The 15,871-nt window shown below is 74.5% G+C and carries 14 protein-coding genes; 8 read left to right on the top strand and 6 right to left on the bottom strand.

Translation table 11 applies throughout. The features are described from left to right. Positions 1-6: 6 nt before the first annotated feature. The 4 genes from eccCa to MicB006_RS09645 all read left to right on the top strand — a co-directional run bounded on the left by eccCa (position 7) and on the right by MicB006_RS09645 (position 6,944). On the top strand, positions 7-3,945 hold the full coding sequence (gene eccCa / locus MicB006_RS09630; protein ID WP_116505356.1) for a type VII secretion protein EccCa: 3,939 nt from the start codon (positions 7-9) through the stop codon (positions 3,943-3,945). A gap of 109 nt (positions 3,946-4,054) precedes the next feature. After that, positions 4,055-5,347 carry a type VII secretion-associated serine protease mycosin gene (mycP, locus tag MicB006_RS09635; protein WP_225980797.1) on the top strand — a complete coding sequence of 431 codons (1,293 nt, stop codon included), beginning with the start codon at positions 4,055-4,057 and terminating at the stop codon, positions 5,345-5,347. A gap of 46 nt (positions 5,348-5,393) precedes the next feature. After that, on the top strand, positions 5,394-6,188 hold the full coding sequence (locus MicB006_RS09640; protein WP_116505360.1) for a phosphatase PAP2 family protein: 795 nt from the start codon (positions 5,394-5,396) through the stop codon (positions 6,186-6,188). Positions 6,189-6,218: 30 nt separating this feature from the next. Next, a complete protein-coding gene (locus tag MicB006_RS09645; protein ID WP_116505362.1) occupies positions 6,219-6,944 on the top strand; it encodes a phosphatase PAP2 family protein in 726 nt (241 codons plus the stop codon). A 15-nt stretch (positions 6,945-6,959) separates the two neighbouring features. Here MicB006_RS09645 and MicB006_RS09650 read toward each other — a convergent pair whose 3' ends face one another. From MicB006_RS09650 to MicB006_RS09675, 6 genes are all read right to left on the bottom strand, one after another. Beyond that, positions 6,960-8,138: a MarP family serine protease gene (locus tag MicB006_RS09650; RefSeq protein WP_073829241.1), complete on the bottom strand. Its 1,179-nt coding sequence runs from the start codon at positions 8,136-8,138 to the stop codon at positions 6,960-6,962. Between the two features lie 76 nt (positions 8,139-8,214). Next, positions 8,215-8,907: a CoA pyrophosphatase gene (locus MicB006_RS09655; RefSeq protein ID WP_116505364.1), complete on the bottom strand. Its 693-nt coding sequence runs from the start codon at positions 8,905-8,907 to the stop codon at positions 8,215-8,217. Next, positions 8,904-9,509, bottom strand: coding sequence for a TlpA disulfide reductase family protein (locus MicB006_RS09660; RefSeq protein ID WP_073829243.1), 606 nt, complete (start codon positions 9,507-9,509; stop codon positions 8,904-8,906). Before MicB006_RS09660 ends, MicB006_RS09655 begins: the two co-directional genes overlap by 4 nt. Further along, positions 9,506-10,285, bottom strand: coding sequence for an endonuclease III (gene nth / locus MicB006_RS09665; RefSeq protein WP_073829244.1), 780 nt, complete (start codon positions 10,283-10,285; stop codon positions 9,506-9,508). The genes MicB006_RS09660 and nth overlap by 4 nt, the downstream gene beginning before the upstream one ends. A gap of 59 nt (positions 10,286-10,344) precedes the next feature. Next, positions 10,345-11,484 carry a CapA family protein gene (locus MicB006_RS09670; RefSeq protein ID WP_116511295.1) on the bottom strand — a complete coding sequence of 380 codons (1,140 nt, stop codon included), beginning with the start codon at positions 11,482-11,484 and terminating at the stop codon, positions 10,345-10,347. A 204-nt stretch (positions 11,485-11,688) separates the two neighbouring features. Further along, positions 11,689-12,375: an adenosylcobinamide amidohydrolase gene (locus MicB006_RS09675; RefSeq protein ID WP_116511297.1), complete on the bottom strand. Its 687-nt coding sequence runs from the start codon at positions 12,373-12,375 to the stop codon at positions 11,689-11,691. A 219-nt stretch (positions 12,376-12,594) separates the two neighbouring features. Here MicB006_RS09675 and MicB006_RS09680 point away from each other — a divergent pair, with 219 nt between their 5' ends. The 4 genes from MicB006_RS09680 to MicB006_RS09695 all read left to right on the top strand — a co-directional run bounded on the left by MicB006_RS09680 (position 12,595) and on the right by MicB006_RS09695 (position 15,815). Beyond that, a complete protein-coding gene (locus MicB006_RS09680; RefSeq protein ID WP_007466162.1) occupies positions 12,595-13,272 on the top strand; it encodes a Crp/Fnr family transcriptional regulator in 678 nt (225 codons plus the stop codon). Positions 13,273-13,517: 245 nt separating this feature from the next. Then, positions 13,518-14,261, top strand: a complete 744-nt coding sequence (locus MicB006_RS09685) for a metallophosphoesterase (protein ID WP_116505366.1) — start codon at positions 13,518-13,520, stop codon at positions 14,259-14,261. A 105-nt stretch (positions 14,262-14,366) separates the two neighbouring features. Continuing rightward, entirely contained in the window at positions 14,367-14,987 is a 621-nt protein-coding gene (locus tag MicB006_RS09690) for a TetR/AcrR family transcriptional regulator (RefSeq protein WP_073829246.1), read from the top strand. A 30-nt stretch (positions 14,988-15,017) separates the two neighbouring features. Then, positions 15,018-15,815, top strand: a complete 798-nt coding sequence (locus tag MicB006_RS09695) for a TIGR03084 family metal-binding protein (protein ID WP_116505368.1) — start codon at positions 15,018-15,020, stop codon at positions 15,813-15,815. Positions 15,816-15,871: the final 56 nt, after the last annotated feature.

Below are 15,871 nucleotides of genomic sequence, written 5' to 3' on the forward strand. Positions count from 1 at the left end.
GGGTGAGTGTCCACTGTCGTCATCAAGCGGCCGCCACGCCGCCCGGCGCCGGAGATCCCGGTCGGCGAGCTGCCGGTCGAGGCACCGCCAGAGATCCCCGTGGCGACCGGCGGGCGCTGGCAGCAGGCGCTGATGGTGCTGCCGATGCTCGGCGGGACGGTGGCCATGGCGATGATGTTCGGCCGGGGCGGCGGGGCCTACTCGTACGTGGTGGGCGGCATGTTCGGCCTCTCCTCGCTGGCGATGCTGGTGACCACCTGGGGCAGTGCCGGGCCGAAGAAGTCCGAGCTGATGGCCGCCCGCCGGGAGTACCTGCGGCACCTGGCCACGCTGCGCCGCCGGGTGCGGGAGACCGCCGGCGCGCAGCGGGCCGGCCTGTCCTACCGCCATCCCGACCCGGGCCGGCTCTGGTCCACAGTCGACAGCCACCGGGTCTGGGAACGCCGGCCGGGTGACCCGGACTTCGCCGTGGTCCGGGTCGGTGTCGGCCCGCAGACGCTCGCCACCCCGCTGGTCCCGCCGGTCACCCGCCCGCTGGAGGAGCTGGAGCCGATGACGGCCGGGGCGCTGCGGCGCTTCCTGGACGCGTACTCGGTGGTGCCGGACCTGCCGGTGGCGCTGTCGCTGCGCAGCTTCGCCCGGGTCTTCGTGCGCGGGCCGGCCGGCCCGGTACGCGGCGCCGGATCGCCCGCCGCGCAGGCGCTGGCCCGCGCGGTGCTCACCCAGCTCGCCGTCTTCCACGCCCCGGACGAGCTGCTGATCGCGGTCTGCTCCGGGCCGGAACGCCGGGCCGCCTGGGAGTGGGTCAAGTGGCTGCCGCACGTCCACCACCCGAGCCGCACCGACGCGCTCGGGCCGGTGCGGCTGGTCACCAGCTCCGCCGCCGACCTGGAACGGCTGCTCCACGACGTACTCGGCGCCCGGTCGCGGTTCAGTCCGCACGGCGTGGCCACGGACGGGCCGCACGTCGTGGTGGTGCTCGACGGCGGCGACCTGACCGGGGCCACCGACCTGGCCGGCGACGGCGGCATCGACGCGGTCACCGTGCTCGACCTGGACACCCCGCCGCCCCGGCTGCTCGACCGGTACGCGCTCCTGCTCGACCTGGTCGACGGCCGGCTGCACTCGCATTCCGCCGAGGGGCACGCCGAGGTGGGCGCCGCCGACGCGCTGGCGACCGCCGACGCCGAGGCGGTCGCCCGGCGGCTCGCGCCGCTGCGGCTCGCCGGCCCGGTACGCGGGCCGGACGCGCCGCCCGGCGCCGAACCCGGGCTGCCCGAGCTGCTCGGGCTCGGCGACCCGGACGGCTTCACCGCCGAGCAGGGCTGGGCGCCCCGGGCCGCGCGGGACCGGCTGCGGGTGCCGATCGGGGTGGGCACCGACGGCGGGGCGATCGACCTCGACCTGAAGGAGTCGGCGCAGGACGGCATGGGCCCGCACGGCCTGCTGATCGGCGCGACCGGCTCGGGCAAGTCGGAGCTGCTGCGCACGCTCGTGCTCGGCCTGGCCGCCACGCACAGCTCGGAGCAGCTCAACTTCGTGCTCGTCGACTTCAAGGGCGGCGCCACGTTCGCGCCGTTCGAGCGGCTGCCGCACACCGCCGCGGTGATCACCAACCTGGCCGACGCGCTGCCGCTGGTGGACCGGATGGTGGACGCGATAAACGGTGAGCTGATGCGCCGGCAGGAGTTGCTGCGCCGGGCGGGCAACTTCGCGAGCGTGCGCGACTACGAGCGCGCCCGGGCGGCCGGTTCCCCGCTGGCCCCGCTGCCGTCACTGCTGCTGATCTGCGACGAGTTCTCCGAGCTGCTGTCGGCCAAGCCCGACTTCATCGACCTGTTCGTGCAGATCGGCCGCCTCGGCCGGTCGCTCGGGGTGCACCTGCTGCTGGCCAGCCAGCGGCTGGAGGAGGGGCGGTTGCGCGGGCTGGACACGCACCTGTCGTACCGGATCGGGTTGCGCACGTTCTCGGCGCTGGAGTCCCGGACGGTGCTCGGCGTGCCGGACGCGCACGAGCTGCCACGCAGTCCGGGGCACGGCTACCTGCGGTCCGGCACCGACCCGCTGGTGCGGTTCAAGGCCGCGTACGTCTCCGGCGCGGTACGCCGCCGCGGCGGGCCGGCGGGCGCGCCCGGCGCCGGTGAGGCACGGGTGCTCGCCTTCTCCACCCATCTGGTGCCGGTGCCCGAGCCGGCCACGCCCGCCGCGCTCCCCGCCGAGGACGACAGCGGCGAGACGCTGCTCGACCTGCTGGTGGACCGGCTGGCCGGGCAGGGCCCACCGGCGCACCAGGTGTGGCTGCCCCCGCTGGACTCCTCGCCCGCCCTGGACGAGCTGCTCGGTCCGGTCGGCGTCGACCCGGTACGCGGGCTCACCGTCGCCAACCCGGAGCTGCACGGGGCGCTCCAGGTGCCGGTGGCGGTGGTGGACAAGCCGTTCGAGCAGCGGCGCGACCTGCTCTGGCTGGCCCTGGACGGCGCGGCCGGGCACGTCGCGGTGGTCGGTACCACCCGCAGCGGCCGGTCGGGCCTGCTGCGCACCCTGGTCTGCGCGCTCGCGCTCACCCACACCCCGGCCGAGGTGCAGGTCTACTGCCTCGACTTCGGCAGCGGGACGCTCGGCGCGCTGCGCGACCTGCCCCACGTGGGCGGCGTCAGCGGGCGCTCCGACGGCACCTCCGTGCGCCGTACCGTCGGCGAGGTCGCCGGCCTGCTCGCCGAGCGGGAGCGACGCTTCGCCGAGGCGGGCGTGGAGTCGATGGCCGCGTGGCGACGGCGCCGGGCGGCGGGCGCCACCGACGCCTTCGGCGACGTGTTCCTGGTCGTGGACGGCTGGAACACGTTGCGAGGTGAGTACGAGGATCTGGAACCGCTCGTCACCGAACTCGCCACCCGGGGCCTGGCGTACGGGGTGCACGTGGTGGCGAGCGCGCTGCGCTGGTCGGACTTCCGCCCGGCGATCCGCGACCTGTTCGGCTCCCGGCTGGAGTTGCGCCTGGGCGACCCGGCCGACTCGGTAGTGGCCAAGCGCGCGCTGGCGGCGACAGTGCCGGAGGAGCGGCCGGGGCGGGGCATCACCCCCGGCGGGTTGCACTTCCTCACCGCCGTGCCCCGGGTGGACGCGCTCGGCGGCGAGACCGCCGATCTGGTGAAGGCGGTCGCCGGGGCGTGGACCGGTCCGGTGGCGCCCCGGGTACGGCTGCTGCCGCCGGTGCTGCCGTACGCCGAGCTGGACCAGAGCGCGACGACCGGGCTGGCGTTCCCGATCGGCATCGCGGAGGCGGACCTCGCCCCGGTGGTGCTGGACTTCGCCACCGAGCCGAACTTCGTGGTCTTCGGCGACGCCGAGTGCGGCAAGTCGACGTTCCTGCGCGCGCTCGCCACGTCGATCGTCAACCGGTTCACCCCGGAGCAGGCCCGGGTGATGCTCGTGGACTACCGGCGCAGCCTGATGGGCACTATCGAGTCTGCGCACCTGATCGGGTACGGCACGGCGGCGCCGCACACCGCCGAGCTGATCGAGTCGGCCGCCGGCTACCTCGCCGGGCGGCAGCCCGGGCCGGAGGTGACCCCGGCCCAACTGCGCAGCCGGTCCTGGTGGAAGGGACCGGAGCTGTTCGTTCTGGTGGACGACTACGACCTGGTGGCCGGTGGGCCGACCAACCCGCTGCGCGCGCTGGAGGAGCATCTGCCGCACGCCCGGGACGTCGGGCTGCATCTGGTGCTGGCACGGCGGACCGGCGGGGCGGGACGGACCGCGTACGAGCCGATCGTGCAGCGGTTGCGGGAGTTGTCCACGGCCGGGCTGGTGATGTCGGGCGGCCCGGAGGAGGGCGCGCTCGTCGGTCAGGTCAAGGCCGGTCCGCTGCCGCCGGGCCGGGCCCGTCTGGTCACCCGTCGTGAGGGGGTGCGCCTGGTGCAGTTGGCGCACCTCCCGCCCGGGTGATCCGAGGCGCGGAGTTGGCCCGTGACGGCCGGGACAACCGGTAATCTCCGAGCAGCATGTGTCTGACGCGACGGAACGGCTGGGGAATGTGACAGGGGATCGGCAGGGCCTGCCCGGTGGGCCGCCCCGTCTCGCCCGACGCGCGTTGCTCGCGGTCGCGTCGGCGCTGGTCGTCGTCGCCGGTCCGCTGACGCTGCCGGCCCAGGCCGCGCCGTCCGTCCCGGTCGCCGCGCAGCAGCAGCGGGCGGCTCCCGACCGGGCGCTCCGCGGCGACCACGTCCGCGACGAGCAGTGGCAGTTGGAGAAGCTGCGGGCGAAGACCGCCTGGCGCACCTCGACCGGGCGTGGCGTCGTGGTCGCGGTGATCGATTCCGGTGTGGACGCGTCACATCCCGACCTGGCCGGTCAGGTGCTGCCCGGTCTCGACCTGGTGGCGCCCGACGGTTCGGACGGGCCCGATCCGGTGGGGCACGGCACCACTGTGGCCGGACTGATCGCCGGTCGGGCCGACGACGACCGGGGCGTGGTGGGGCTGGCGCCGGACGCCAAGATCCTCCCGGTCCGGGTGCTCGACGCCGAGAACCGCTACGACGACGCGCTCATCATCGCCAAGGCGGTGCGCTGGGCGGTGGACAACGGCGCCCAGGTGGTCAACCTGTCGCTCGGTGGCAGCAGCGACAGCGCGGCCCTGGCCGCGGCGCTCGACTACGCCTTCGCCCGGGACGTGGTGGTGGTCGCCTGCACCGGCAACCTGGCCACCTCGACGACCACCAAGGTCTGGTATCCGGCACGGGAGCCCGGCGTGCTGGCCGTCGCCGGGCTGGAACGTTCCGGCGAGAACCTCTGGTCCGGCTCGATCACCGGCCACGAGACGGTCCTCAGCGCACCCGCCACCGCGCTCTACGGCGCGCGGCCGGAGGGAGGCTACTGGCGGGTGCAGGGGACGAGCTTCGCCGCGCCGCTCGTGGCCGCGACTGCCGCCCTGGTCCGGTCGAGGTACCCGAAGATGTCCGCCGGGGACGTCGTCAACCGGCTGATCAGCACGGCCCGGGACCTCGGCCCGACCGGGCGCGACGACCGGTTCGGCTACGGCCTGGTGGACCCGGTGGCGGCGCTCACCGCCGACGTGCCGTCGGTGGGTCACAATCCGCTGGACGACAACGACTCCCCCGGCGTGGTGGGCTTCGGGCCGGCTCCGGGCGACGGGCGGGACACCCGGGCCGCGGCGGCGGGCCGCGGCGGCGACCCGCTGGGGCGTGCGCCCGAGGACTGGTCGGCGCTGCCGGCGGGGCAGACCGTCGTCGGCGCCCCGGAGCGGCTCTGGAGCGGCCTGGCCCTGTTCGTCGCGCTGATCACCGGCAGCGCGCTGATGGTGCGCCGGTTCCGCCAGGTCCGTCGCTGACGAACGCGGCGGTCTGACCGGGCCCTTCCCTGGGTAGGGAAGCCCCATGGACACCACCGGGGCGACTGTCACACGGCGCCGGTCGTGGCGGGGCCGCCGCCTCGACCCGGAGCACTCACTGGGTCTGCGGCTCTCCGTGGCCACCGCCGCCGCGTTCCTGGTGCTGATCCCGTTCGCCCTGCTCGCGCTGCTGGTGCTCGGCGCCTGGCCGCCCCTGCTCCGGCTGGACGCCTCGATCACCGACGCGTTCCACGGATACGCGCAGGACCATCCCGCCTGGGTCGGCGTGATGACGGTCTGGACGCACGTCTTCGGGCCCGGCCCGCTGCGGGTGGCCTCCGCGGTGGTGGCGGTGTGGCTGTTCCGGCGCGGCGCGTCCCGGCTCGCGGCCTGGGTGGTGGTCACCATGATCGCCGGTGGGCTGCTCGGCGCGCTGCTCAAGCTCCTGGTCGGGCGGGACCGACCGGACCTGCTCGAACCGGTGGCCCGGGCGGCCGGTTACTCCTTTCCGTCCGGTCACGCGCTCAACGCGGCGCTGGCGGCCGGGGTGCTGTTGCTGGTGTTCCTGCCGTTCGCCCGGGACAGCCGCCCCGGGCGGATCACGCTGTGGACCGCCGCGCTGCTGGTCACTGTGGTGACCGGGCTCAGCCGGATCGCGCTGGGCGTGCACTGGACCAGCGACGTGGTGGGTGGCTGGGTGCTCGGCGCCGCGGTGGTGGCCGCGACCTCGGCCGCGTTCGCCACCTGGCGCAGCGGGTCCGGGCGGCCGTCCGCCCGTCCGCTCCACGAGGGCGTCGAGCCGGAGCTGGCCGACCAGCGGCCGGAGGACGGGCGGGCGTAGCCGCACCCGCCACGGGGTACAGGCGAGCCCATGTCCGATGTCGTGATCCGAGTCAGCCGGCGCGTCCTGCTGCCGCTGGGCCTGCTCTTCGCGCTGATGGTGGGCCTGGGCCTGCTGGTGACCCGGGTGCTGGCCCGCACCTGGCCGTTCACCGTGGAGGACACGGTCAACCGCGAGCTGGCCGGCGATCGCACGCCGGGCTGGAACGACGTCTCGCTCGTCTTCAGCACGCTCGCCAGCACCCAGATGATCGTCGTGGTCACCGTGCTGGCGGCGCTGGTGCTGCGACTGGTGCTGCACCGCTGGCGGGAGCCGCTCTTCCTCTGCGCAGCGGTGACCGCGCAGGCACTGATCTTCCTGTTCACCACGATGGTGATCGACCGGAACCGTCCGGCCGTCGAGCACATGGACGCCTCCCCGCCGACGTCCAGCTTCCCGTCCGGGCACACCTCGGCGGCCACCGCCCTCTACGTCGGTCTCGCGGTGCTGCTGGCGCTGCGGGCCCGCAGCACTCCCGCGAAGGTGGGCTGGTGGGCGCTGCTGGTGCTGGTGCCGGTGGGCGTGGCGCTCACCCGGATGTACCGGGGCATGCACCACCCCAGCGACGTGATCGCCTCGTTCCTCAACGGCGGCGCCTGCGTGGCGATCATGGCGCGGACGGTCCTCGACCGCACGCTCACCTGGGGTCGCGCCCGGCTGCCGCTGTCCCGCTCCGGCGACGACGTGACACCGGCGGGAGCACCGGCGGGCTGCTGAGCGCCGCCGGCCGGCTCAGGTGCACTCGCCGGTGGCCACTCCCCGGGTACGCTCCGCGCCCGCCAGCGCCACCGGTCGCGCCTCGGCCGCGGTCACCGCGAAGCCGGTGTTCGGGTCGTCGGCCGCCGCCGCGAAGATCACGCCGAGCACCAGCCCGTTCGAGGAGACGAGCGGGCCGCCGGAGTTGCCGCTACGGACCAGCGCCCGGATCGTGTAGATCTCCCGGGTGACGTCCCCGGCCGAGTAGATGTCCGGACCGGTGATCCGGTCGACGTCCCGGATCCGGGCCGGCCGTGCGTCGTACGGGCCGTCGAGCGGGAAGCCGAGCACGATCGCGTCCGCGCCGGTGGCGGCCTGGCCGGCGGCGAATTTCAGCGACGGGCCGGGGAGCCCGGGCACGTAGAGCACGGCGAGGTCCCGGTCCGGGTCGTAGACCACCACCTCGCCGTCGTAGCGCTCGCCGCGCAGCTCCACAGCCACCGAACGGGTGCCGGCGACCACGTGCGCGTTCGTCATCACCCGGTCGTCGGCGTACACGAAGCCGGAGCCCTCGATGCGGCGCGAGCAGCTCGGCGCGGAGCCCAGCACCTTCACCACCGACCGCCTGCTGTTCTGCACCACCTGCGAGTTGGCCAGCGCCGGGTCGGGCGGGGCGACCTGCCGTGCCCGGGTCGGCGCGAGGTCGCCGAACACGTCCGGGAAGCCGTTGGTGTCGACGGTGTCGCGCAACGCGGTGGACAGGTCCTGCGCCTTGTCCGGCAGCACCTGGTCGACGACGGTGAGCAGCGCGCTGTTGCGGACCGAGGAGGCCAGCCACGGCACCGAGGAGGAGCCGAGCGGCACGGCTACCAGCCAGGCCACCAGCATGACCGCGATGACCGAGATGAACGCGCCGCCGACGTCGTCGACCTTCCGCCCGGCCGGCCCGGTGATGGCCGCCCGCAGGTTGGAGCCGAGCCAGCCGGCCAGCGCCTGCCCGAGCACCGCGAGACCGAAGATCGCCACCAGGGAGACCAGCACGCGTGTGCCGCTCGCCGTGAACTGCTGGGCGATCAGCGGCCCGACCTGGAGGCCGAGCAGCGCGCCCAGGAAGAAGCCGGAGAACGACAGGGCCCCGATGACGAAACCCTGACGGTATCCGCTGATCGCGAACACGAGCATGAGCAGGAGAAGGACGAGATCCACGGCGGACACGCCCCAAGGGTACGGGCACCGGGCCCGTGCTCGGCTCAGCGCTCGCGGAACGTGACCCGAGGATGCGTACCGGTGATCAACGCACGGGGGTCTCGTCGGCCGGTTCGGTGCCCGCCGACGGGGCGGGTGTGGCGTCGACCGGCGGCAGCTCCACCACGCGCGAGCGCGGCCAGGGCCGGGACCAGCCGCCCATCTCCAGCAACCGGTCGATCACGCCGGCGGTGAAGCCCCAGACCAGCATGCCGCGCACGGAGAACGCCGGGCCGATCCAGCCGCTCGGATGGCGGACCCGCATCCGGTTGGCCGGGTCGACCAGCTCGGTGACCGGGAGCCGCGCCACGTGCGCGACCTCGGCCGGCTCGCGCGGGTGCACCGGGTGCGGGTCGTGCCACCAGGCGAGGACCGGGGTGACCACGAAGTCGCTGACCGGGATCCAGAGCCGGGGCAGCTCGGCCAGCACCGTGACGCTGCCGGGGTCGAGGCCGACCTCCTCGTTCGCCTCGCGCAGCGCGGTGGCGCGGGCGTCGGCGTCCTCCGGGTCGGCGGCGCCGCCGGGAAACGCCGGCTGACCGGCGTGGTTGCGCAGCGTCGCGGCGCGCTGGAGGACCAGCACGTCCGGCCCGGCGTCCGGCTCCTCGCCGAGCAGCACCAGCACGGCGCTCTCCCGGCCGCCACTGGACGGCGTGACGATCCGGGTGAAGTCCTCCGCCCGTGCGGTGCCGAGCCGGCCCAGCAGCGGGTCGAACCACCCCGGCGGCCGTCGGGTCATACCCGCACCCCGAGGTGGCGCTGGAGCAGCGCGGCGAGGCGGGCGTCGTCGAGCGCGCCGGTGGCGTCGGTGTGCCGGATCCGCCCGTCGGCGTCGACGAGCACTGTGAGCGGGAACGCGTTGCGTTCCAGGGCGCGCTGGAACGCGTCGCCCTGGTCGAGCAGCATCGGGAAGTCGACGCCGTAGTCCTCGCCGATCGACTGCGCGCCGCCGCGGCTGTCCCGGCTGTTCACGCCGATCACCTGGAACCGGCCGTCGGCCCGCTCGCTGAGCCGCTGGAACGCGGGCAGCTCCTTGCGGCACGGCGGGCACCAGGACGCCCACACGTTGATCACCGCCGGGCCCTTGACGTCGCGCAGCTTCACCGGCGCGCCGCCGGTGAAGCAGTTGAGCGTCAGGTCGGGCAGTTGATCCCCGGCCTTCCCCGCGGGCGCCGGGGACGCCGAGGTGGGCGCGACAGTCAGCGGAGCGCAGTCGGCGAACGGCGAGGGACGCTCGGCCCGGGCCGGCTGCGCGGGGCGCTCCGGTTCCTCGGCCGTGGCGGTGCAGCCTGCCGCCGCGAGCAGCAGCGGGACGAGCAGGTACGCGAGCCGGCGCGTCATGGCACGTCCGCCGCCGCGGCCTGCTGCGGCACGAGGTCGGGGTCGAGGCCCACGGCCACCGCCAGGTCACGGGCCCGGGGGCCCTTGAGCAGCTTGGCCGCCGCGGCCGGCTCGGTCGGCCCGGTGCCGTACGCGGGGCAGAGCTTCGCCAGCGTGCACGCGCCGCAGGCGGGCTTGCGGGCGTGACAGACCCGGCGGCCGTGGAAGATGACCCGGTGCGACAGCATCGTCCAGTCGCGCTTCGGGTAGAGGGCGCCGATCGCGTGCTCGATCTTCACCGGGTCGGTCTCGGTGGTGAGCGCCCACCGCTGCACCAGCCGCTGGAAGTGCGTGTCGACGGTGATGCCGGGGACGTCGAAGGCGTTGCCGAGGATGACGTTCGCGGTCTTGCGGCCGATCCCGGGCAGGGTCACCAGGTCGTCGAGCCGGCCGGGCACCTCGCCGTCGTACCGCTCGCAGAGCGCCCGGCCGAGGTTGATCAGGGAGCTGGTCTTGTTGCGGTAGAACCCGGTGGGCCGGATCAGCTCCTCCAGCTCGGCGCGGTCCGCCCCCGCGTAGTCGGCGGCGCTGCGGTAGCGGGCGAACAGCTTCGGCGTGACCTCGTTGACCTTCTTGTCGGTGCACTGGGCGGACAGGATCGTCGCGACTGCCAGCTCCAGCGCGTTGGAGTGGTCGAGTTCACAGTGCGCGTCGGGGTGCGTCTCGGTCAGCACTCGGCCGATGCGCCGGGCGCGGCGCGTACGACCGAGGTCGGTCTCGGGGGAGCGCGTGGTCACGTGGGCCAGCCTACGTCGCGGGGCCGACGCTCCGGCCGCGCGGCGCGGTGGTCGTGCGCTCAGCCACCCGCCGGTGCGGTGATCCTGCCGGTCGCGTCGAGCTTCGCGCCGGTGTCCGGGAAGTCGGCCCGGTTCAGCTCGCGGACCAGCCCGAGGCCGCGGTTCTGCCGGTCGACCGACGGGCGTCCCACGCCGTTCATCACGGTGGAGGTGAACGTGCCGCCGGCGAACTTCCCCTCGGCGGTGAGCGACACCTTGAGCACGCCGCCCCAGCCGAGCCGCCCGGTGCTGTTCAGCGACTTCCCGCCACCGGCGAAGTTGCCCAGGCTGTACGCGATCAGCCGCCCCTTGTAGAACTCCATCCCGCGCAGCACGTGCGGACCGTGGCCGATGACCAGGTCGGCCCCGGCGTCGATGACGGTGCGGGAGAAGCGGATCGGGTCGCCCCGGTTCTCGCCGAAGAACATCTCGGTGCCCGGCTTCACCCGGGTCTTGTCCGACCCTTCGGCGCCCATGTGCACCTGCACCACGACGATCTGGGCCGCCTCCTTGGCCATCTCGATCACCTGCTTGGCGGCGCCGAGGTCGACCAGGCTGTTCGACCAGGGGTACGACGAGAAGCCCACCACGGCGACCTTGATGCCCTTGACGTCCACCACGGTGATCTCGCCGGGCGCGCCGGTGTGCTTGAGGCCGTGCGCCTCCAGCGCCGACTGGGTGTTCTCGTAGCCCTGCCGCCCGTAGTCGTAGCCGTGGTTGTTGGCCTGGTTGAGCAGCTGGAACCCGGCCGAGCGCAGGTGCGCGGCGTAGCCGGGCGGCGCGCGGAACTGGTAGCAGTTCTTCGGCTCCGGGCCGCACTTGCCGGCGCCGGTGTCGTCGGTGAGCGGCTCCTCCAGGTTGCCCATCACCAGATCGCCCTTGAGCGCCGACTTCACGTCGTCGAAGAAGCCCTTGCCGCCGTTGGGCGGCAGCCGGTCCGGGGCGTTGCCCATGATCACGTCGCCGGTCGCGGTCAGCGAGATCGACGGCTCGTCGGCGGCGTCCGGCGCCGCTGGCTGGTCACCGGTGGCGGGTCCGGCCGCGCCGGTCGACCCGCCGCCCTGCCCGGCCTGCCACCTCGCGTCGGCGCCGGTCCCACCGGCGTCACCGGCGCAACCGGTGACGAACAGGACGGCGGCGAGCGCGGCGAGCGCGACCAGGCGCCGCCCGAGGGCGCCACGACGTGGTCCGGGGAGGGCGGTGTGCGGCGCGAGGGCGGTGTGCGGCGCGGCGACAGCGGCGCGGCGGGCACGGGGCACAGAACGGGCGGGAGCGTACATCGTCGGCGACGCTACCGTCCCCGGGACGCGGCGACGAGGGCCGATCGGTCGGAAAACCGGAGCCGCCGGAAATGCCTCGGCACGTCAGCGCGCAACCCGGTCGGACCAGGGCACGACGGTTCCGGCGCCACCGGAGCGGACGGCGGCGTGCACGGCCCGGGCCAGCGGCGCTCCCCAGGCCGACCGGGGGCCGCCGTACGGGGCCGGGTCGCCGTCGGCCGGGCAGAGCACCGTCACCGCGTCGGTGGGGGTGCCGGTGGCCGGCAGTCCCAGCTCCCAGATCGCCTGCGCCTTCGCCTCGGTGGCGGTGGCCACGGCGTTGACCAGGGCGGCGTCGCCAAGCCGCTCCGGCACGTACGCGACGATGTTGACCGTGCCGACGCGCTGCGCGGGCGGCGCGGGCTCGGGCGCGGCGGGCAGGGACGGCTCGGGCGCGGCGGCCCACACCGGCGTGCCCAGGCCGACAGTCGCCCAGACCCGGACGCCGCCGTCGGTGCGGCGCACCACCTCGGTCACGTCCACGCCGGTCAGCAGCCCGACGCCGGGTCCGCCCAGGTCGAGGCCGTCCGCCAGCTCAGCCAGGTGCGCGGCGGGGTCGTCCCGGTGGTACGACATGGGCACCGTCGCGTTCAGCACCCACCCGCGGACGCCGATGCCGCCGCCCAGCGGGGCGGAGCCGACCGCCAGCAGGGGTCTCTCGGCCCGCCACACCAGCAGGGGGATGTCCCACCCGGCTTCGGACCGGGTGGTCAGGAACGGCTCACACAGCACGCCGGTCACCCTACGATCACAGGTGGGAACGGGTGGCGCCGGGCCGGGCCGGAAGCGGGATCTTAGCTGCTCACCGGGTCGGGCGGGTTACGCCCAACGATCAAGATTCCAGGGGTGCACCTCTGATTCCTACTCATGTGCGCCTAGACTGGCGGCGCGCGAGGGATCAGCGGACGGCGGACCCGGCCGACGGACGGCACGCGCAGGCGGAGGTGCGCGATGGACGAGGTACTGGCCCGCAGCGGGATCTTCCAGGGTGTCGACCCGGAGGCTGCCGAGGCGCTCGCCAAGGAGATGGAGACGATCGAGGTCCGCAAGGGCGAAATCGTCTTCAACGAGGGCGAACCCGGCGACAGTCTCTACATCCTTCTGTCCGGCAAGATCAAGGTGGGTCGCCGCGCGGCGGACGGCCGGCAGAACCTGATCGCCGTGATGGGCCCGTCGGACATGGTCGGCGAGCTGTCGCTCTTCGACCCCGGTCCGCGTACGGCGACCGCCACCGCGGTCACCGACACCCGGCTCGTACGCCTGCGCAAGCAGGCCCTGCGGCCGTGGCTGAACAACCGGCCCGAGATCGCCGAGCAGCTGCTGCGGGTGCTGGCCCGCCGGCTGCGCCGGACCAACGACTCGCTCGCCGACCTGATCTTCACGGACGTGCCGGGCCGGGTCGCCAAGAACCTGCTCCAGATGGCCGGCCGCTTCGGCACCCGCGACGGCGGCGTGCTGCGCGTGACGCACGACCTCACCCAGGAGGAGATCGCCCAGCTCGTCGGCGCCTCCCGGGAGACCGTCAACAAGGCGCTCGCCGACTTCGCCTCGCGCGGCTGGCTGCGACTGGACGGCAAGAGCATCATAATCCTCGACCCGGAGCGCCTGGCCCGCCGCGCGCGGGTCTGACCTCCGTACCGGCTTTCCGGCCCGGCACCGCGCGGTGCCGGGCCGATGCCGTCTTCCGCGCAGGCCAGACCGATGCCGTCTTCCGCGTAGGCCGGTGCGGTGCCGTCTTCTCCGCGACGCCCAGGGCGGTGCCGTCTTCTCCGCGACGGCCAGGCCGGTGCCGTCGCGGAACGGGCCGGCCGGTGCCGTCTCTGCCCGCCGCAGAATCGTTTGATCCTCCGGTCCGGTGCCGCCAGGCTGGGGCGATGCCCGATCGTGTCGCCGTCCTCTCCGACATCCACGGTGTGCTGCCCGCGCTGGAAGCAGTGCTGGCCGAGCCGGACGTGGCCGCCGCCGACCTGATCGTCCTCACCGGCGACCTGGCGGCCGGTCCGCAGCCGGTCGAGGCGCTAAACCGGCTGGCCGCGCTCGGCGACCGGGCCTGCTGGGTCGGCGGGAACGCCGACCGGGAGCTGGTGCAGGCGCGCGCCGGGTCGGCTTCCCCGATCGAGGTCTCGAACTGGGCCGCGGGGCAGCTCCGCGACGACCAGGTGGCCCGGCTGGCCGCGCTTCCGCCGTCCGTCACGCTGCCGGTCACCGGCCTGGGCGAGGTGCTGTTCTGCCACGCGACCCCGCGCGACGACGAGGAGGTCGTGCTCGTCGACTCGCGGCTCGACCGCTGGGCCGAAGTCTTCGCCGGCCTCCCGCCCGAGGTCGGCACGGTGGTCTGCGGGCACACGCACATGCCGTTCACCCGGCTGGTCGACCGTCGCCTGGTGGTGAACCCGGGCAGCGTCGGCATGCCGTACGGGGGCACGGGCGCCTGGTGGGCGCTGCTCGGACCGGGCGTGCAACTGCGCCGCACGCGTTTCGACGTGGACGCCGCGTGCGCCCGGATCGCCGCCGAGTCCGCGTTCCCGGACGCCGCGGCCTGGGCCGACGAGTACGTCCGCTCCCGCCACTCGGACGCCGACGCGCTCACGGTCTTCGCCCCGCGCGACGGCCGCTGAGGCGTTAACAGGGGGCCCTTCCTCTACCGGAGGCGTTAAGAAGGGGCCCCTCCTTTCAAAAAAGTCAGGCTTGACTGTTTGTTTTGTGGGCGGCAGGCTGTTGGCGTGTCCACCGCACCGAGCCGCGTCCCGCAGCAGGAGCGCAGCCGCGCCACCCAGGCCCGTCTGCTGGAGGCGACCGTCGACTGCCTGGTGGAGCACGGCTGGTCCGGCACCACCACGACAGTGGTGGCGGCCCGCGCCGGCGTCTCCCGGGGCGCCCAGCTGCACCACTACCCCACCAAGGCCGCCCTGGTCACCGCCGCCGTCACGCACCTGACCGAGCGCCGGGCCGCCGAGCTGCGCGCCGAGGCGGCGGCACTGCCCTCCGGCCCGCAGCGGCTCGACGGGGTGGTCGACCTGCTCGCCGCCTCCTTCACCGGCCCGCTGTTCGCGGCCGCGCTGGAGCTGTGGGTCGCCGCCCGTACCGACGCCGAGCTGCGGGCCGCGCTGGTGCCGCTGGAGGCGCGGATCGGCCGCGAGATGTACCGGCTCACCGTCGAGCTGCTCGGCGTGGACGAACGCAAGCCGGGCGTACGCGAGTCGGTGCAGGCCACGCTCGACCTGCTCCGCGGCCTCGGCGTGGCCAACCTGCTCAGTGACGACTCGCCCCGTCGCGCCGCCCTGCTTCAGACCTGGAAACGCCAGCTAGCCGCGTTGCTCACCCCCGAGAGCGAGCGGCACTGATCCCCTGACCCACCCCCGCCCGGAGGCACAATGGTCGACCTGACAGCCCTGCTCGCGGATCTGGCCGCCGAGTCCGAACAGCTCGACGCGCTCGTCGCGGACCTTCCGCCGGACGGATGGGAGCGGCCGACGCCGGCCCCGGGCTGGACCGTCGCACACCAGATCGCGCACCTGGCCTGGACCGACCACGTCGCCTACCTGGCGGCCACGGACGAGGCCGCGTTCTTCGCCTCGGTGATGGCCGCTCCGGACCCGTCGCGCCTGGTCGAGGACGGCGCCGAGTCCTTCCTCGCGCCCCCGGCCGCGCTGCTGGCCCGCTGGCGCGCGGGCCGGTCGGCGCTCGCCGGGGCGGTCGCCGCCGTCCCCGCCGGGCAGAAGATCCCCTGGTACGGCACCAGTATGTCGCCCACCTCGATGGTGACCGCGCGGCTGATGGAGACGTGGGCGCACGGCGAGGACGTGGCCGACGCGCTCGGCGTCAGCCGTACCCCGACGCAGCGCCTGCGGCACATCGCGCACCTCGGCTTCCGTACCCTCGGGCACGGCTTCGCGGCCCACGGCCGTGCGGTGCCCACGGCGCCGGTGCGGGTGGAGCTGACCGCACCCGCGGGCGGCGACGTGTGGGAGTTCGGGCCGGCCGACGCGGCCGACCGGGTGACCGGCCCGGCGCTCGACTTCTGCCTGCTCGTCACCCAGCGCCGGAACCGCGCCGACCTGGCCCTGACCGCCACCGGGCCGGTGGCCGACGAGTGGCTGGACGTGGCCCAGGCGTTCGCCGGCCCGCCCGGCGACAAGCGGGAGCCCGCGAGCCGGGGAGAGCCGGCATGAGCGAACGCACCGAGCGAAGCGAGGGCCGTGAGCGCATGCCCGATCAGCACGGCATG

Origin of the sequence: Micromonospora sp. B006, assembly GCF_003408515.1 — a bacterium.
Lineage (GTDB): Bacteria > Actinomycetota > Actinomycetes > Mycobacteriales > Micromonosporaceae > Micromonospora > Micromonospora echinospora_A.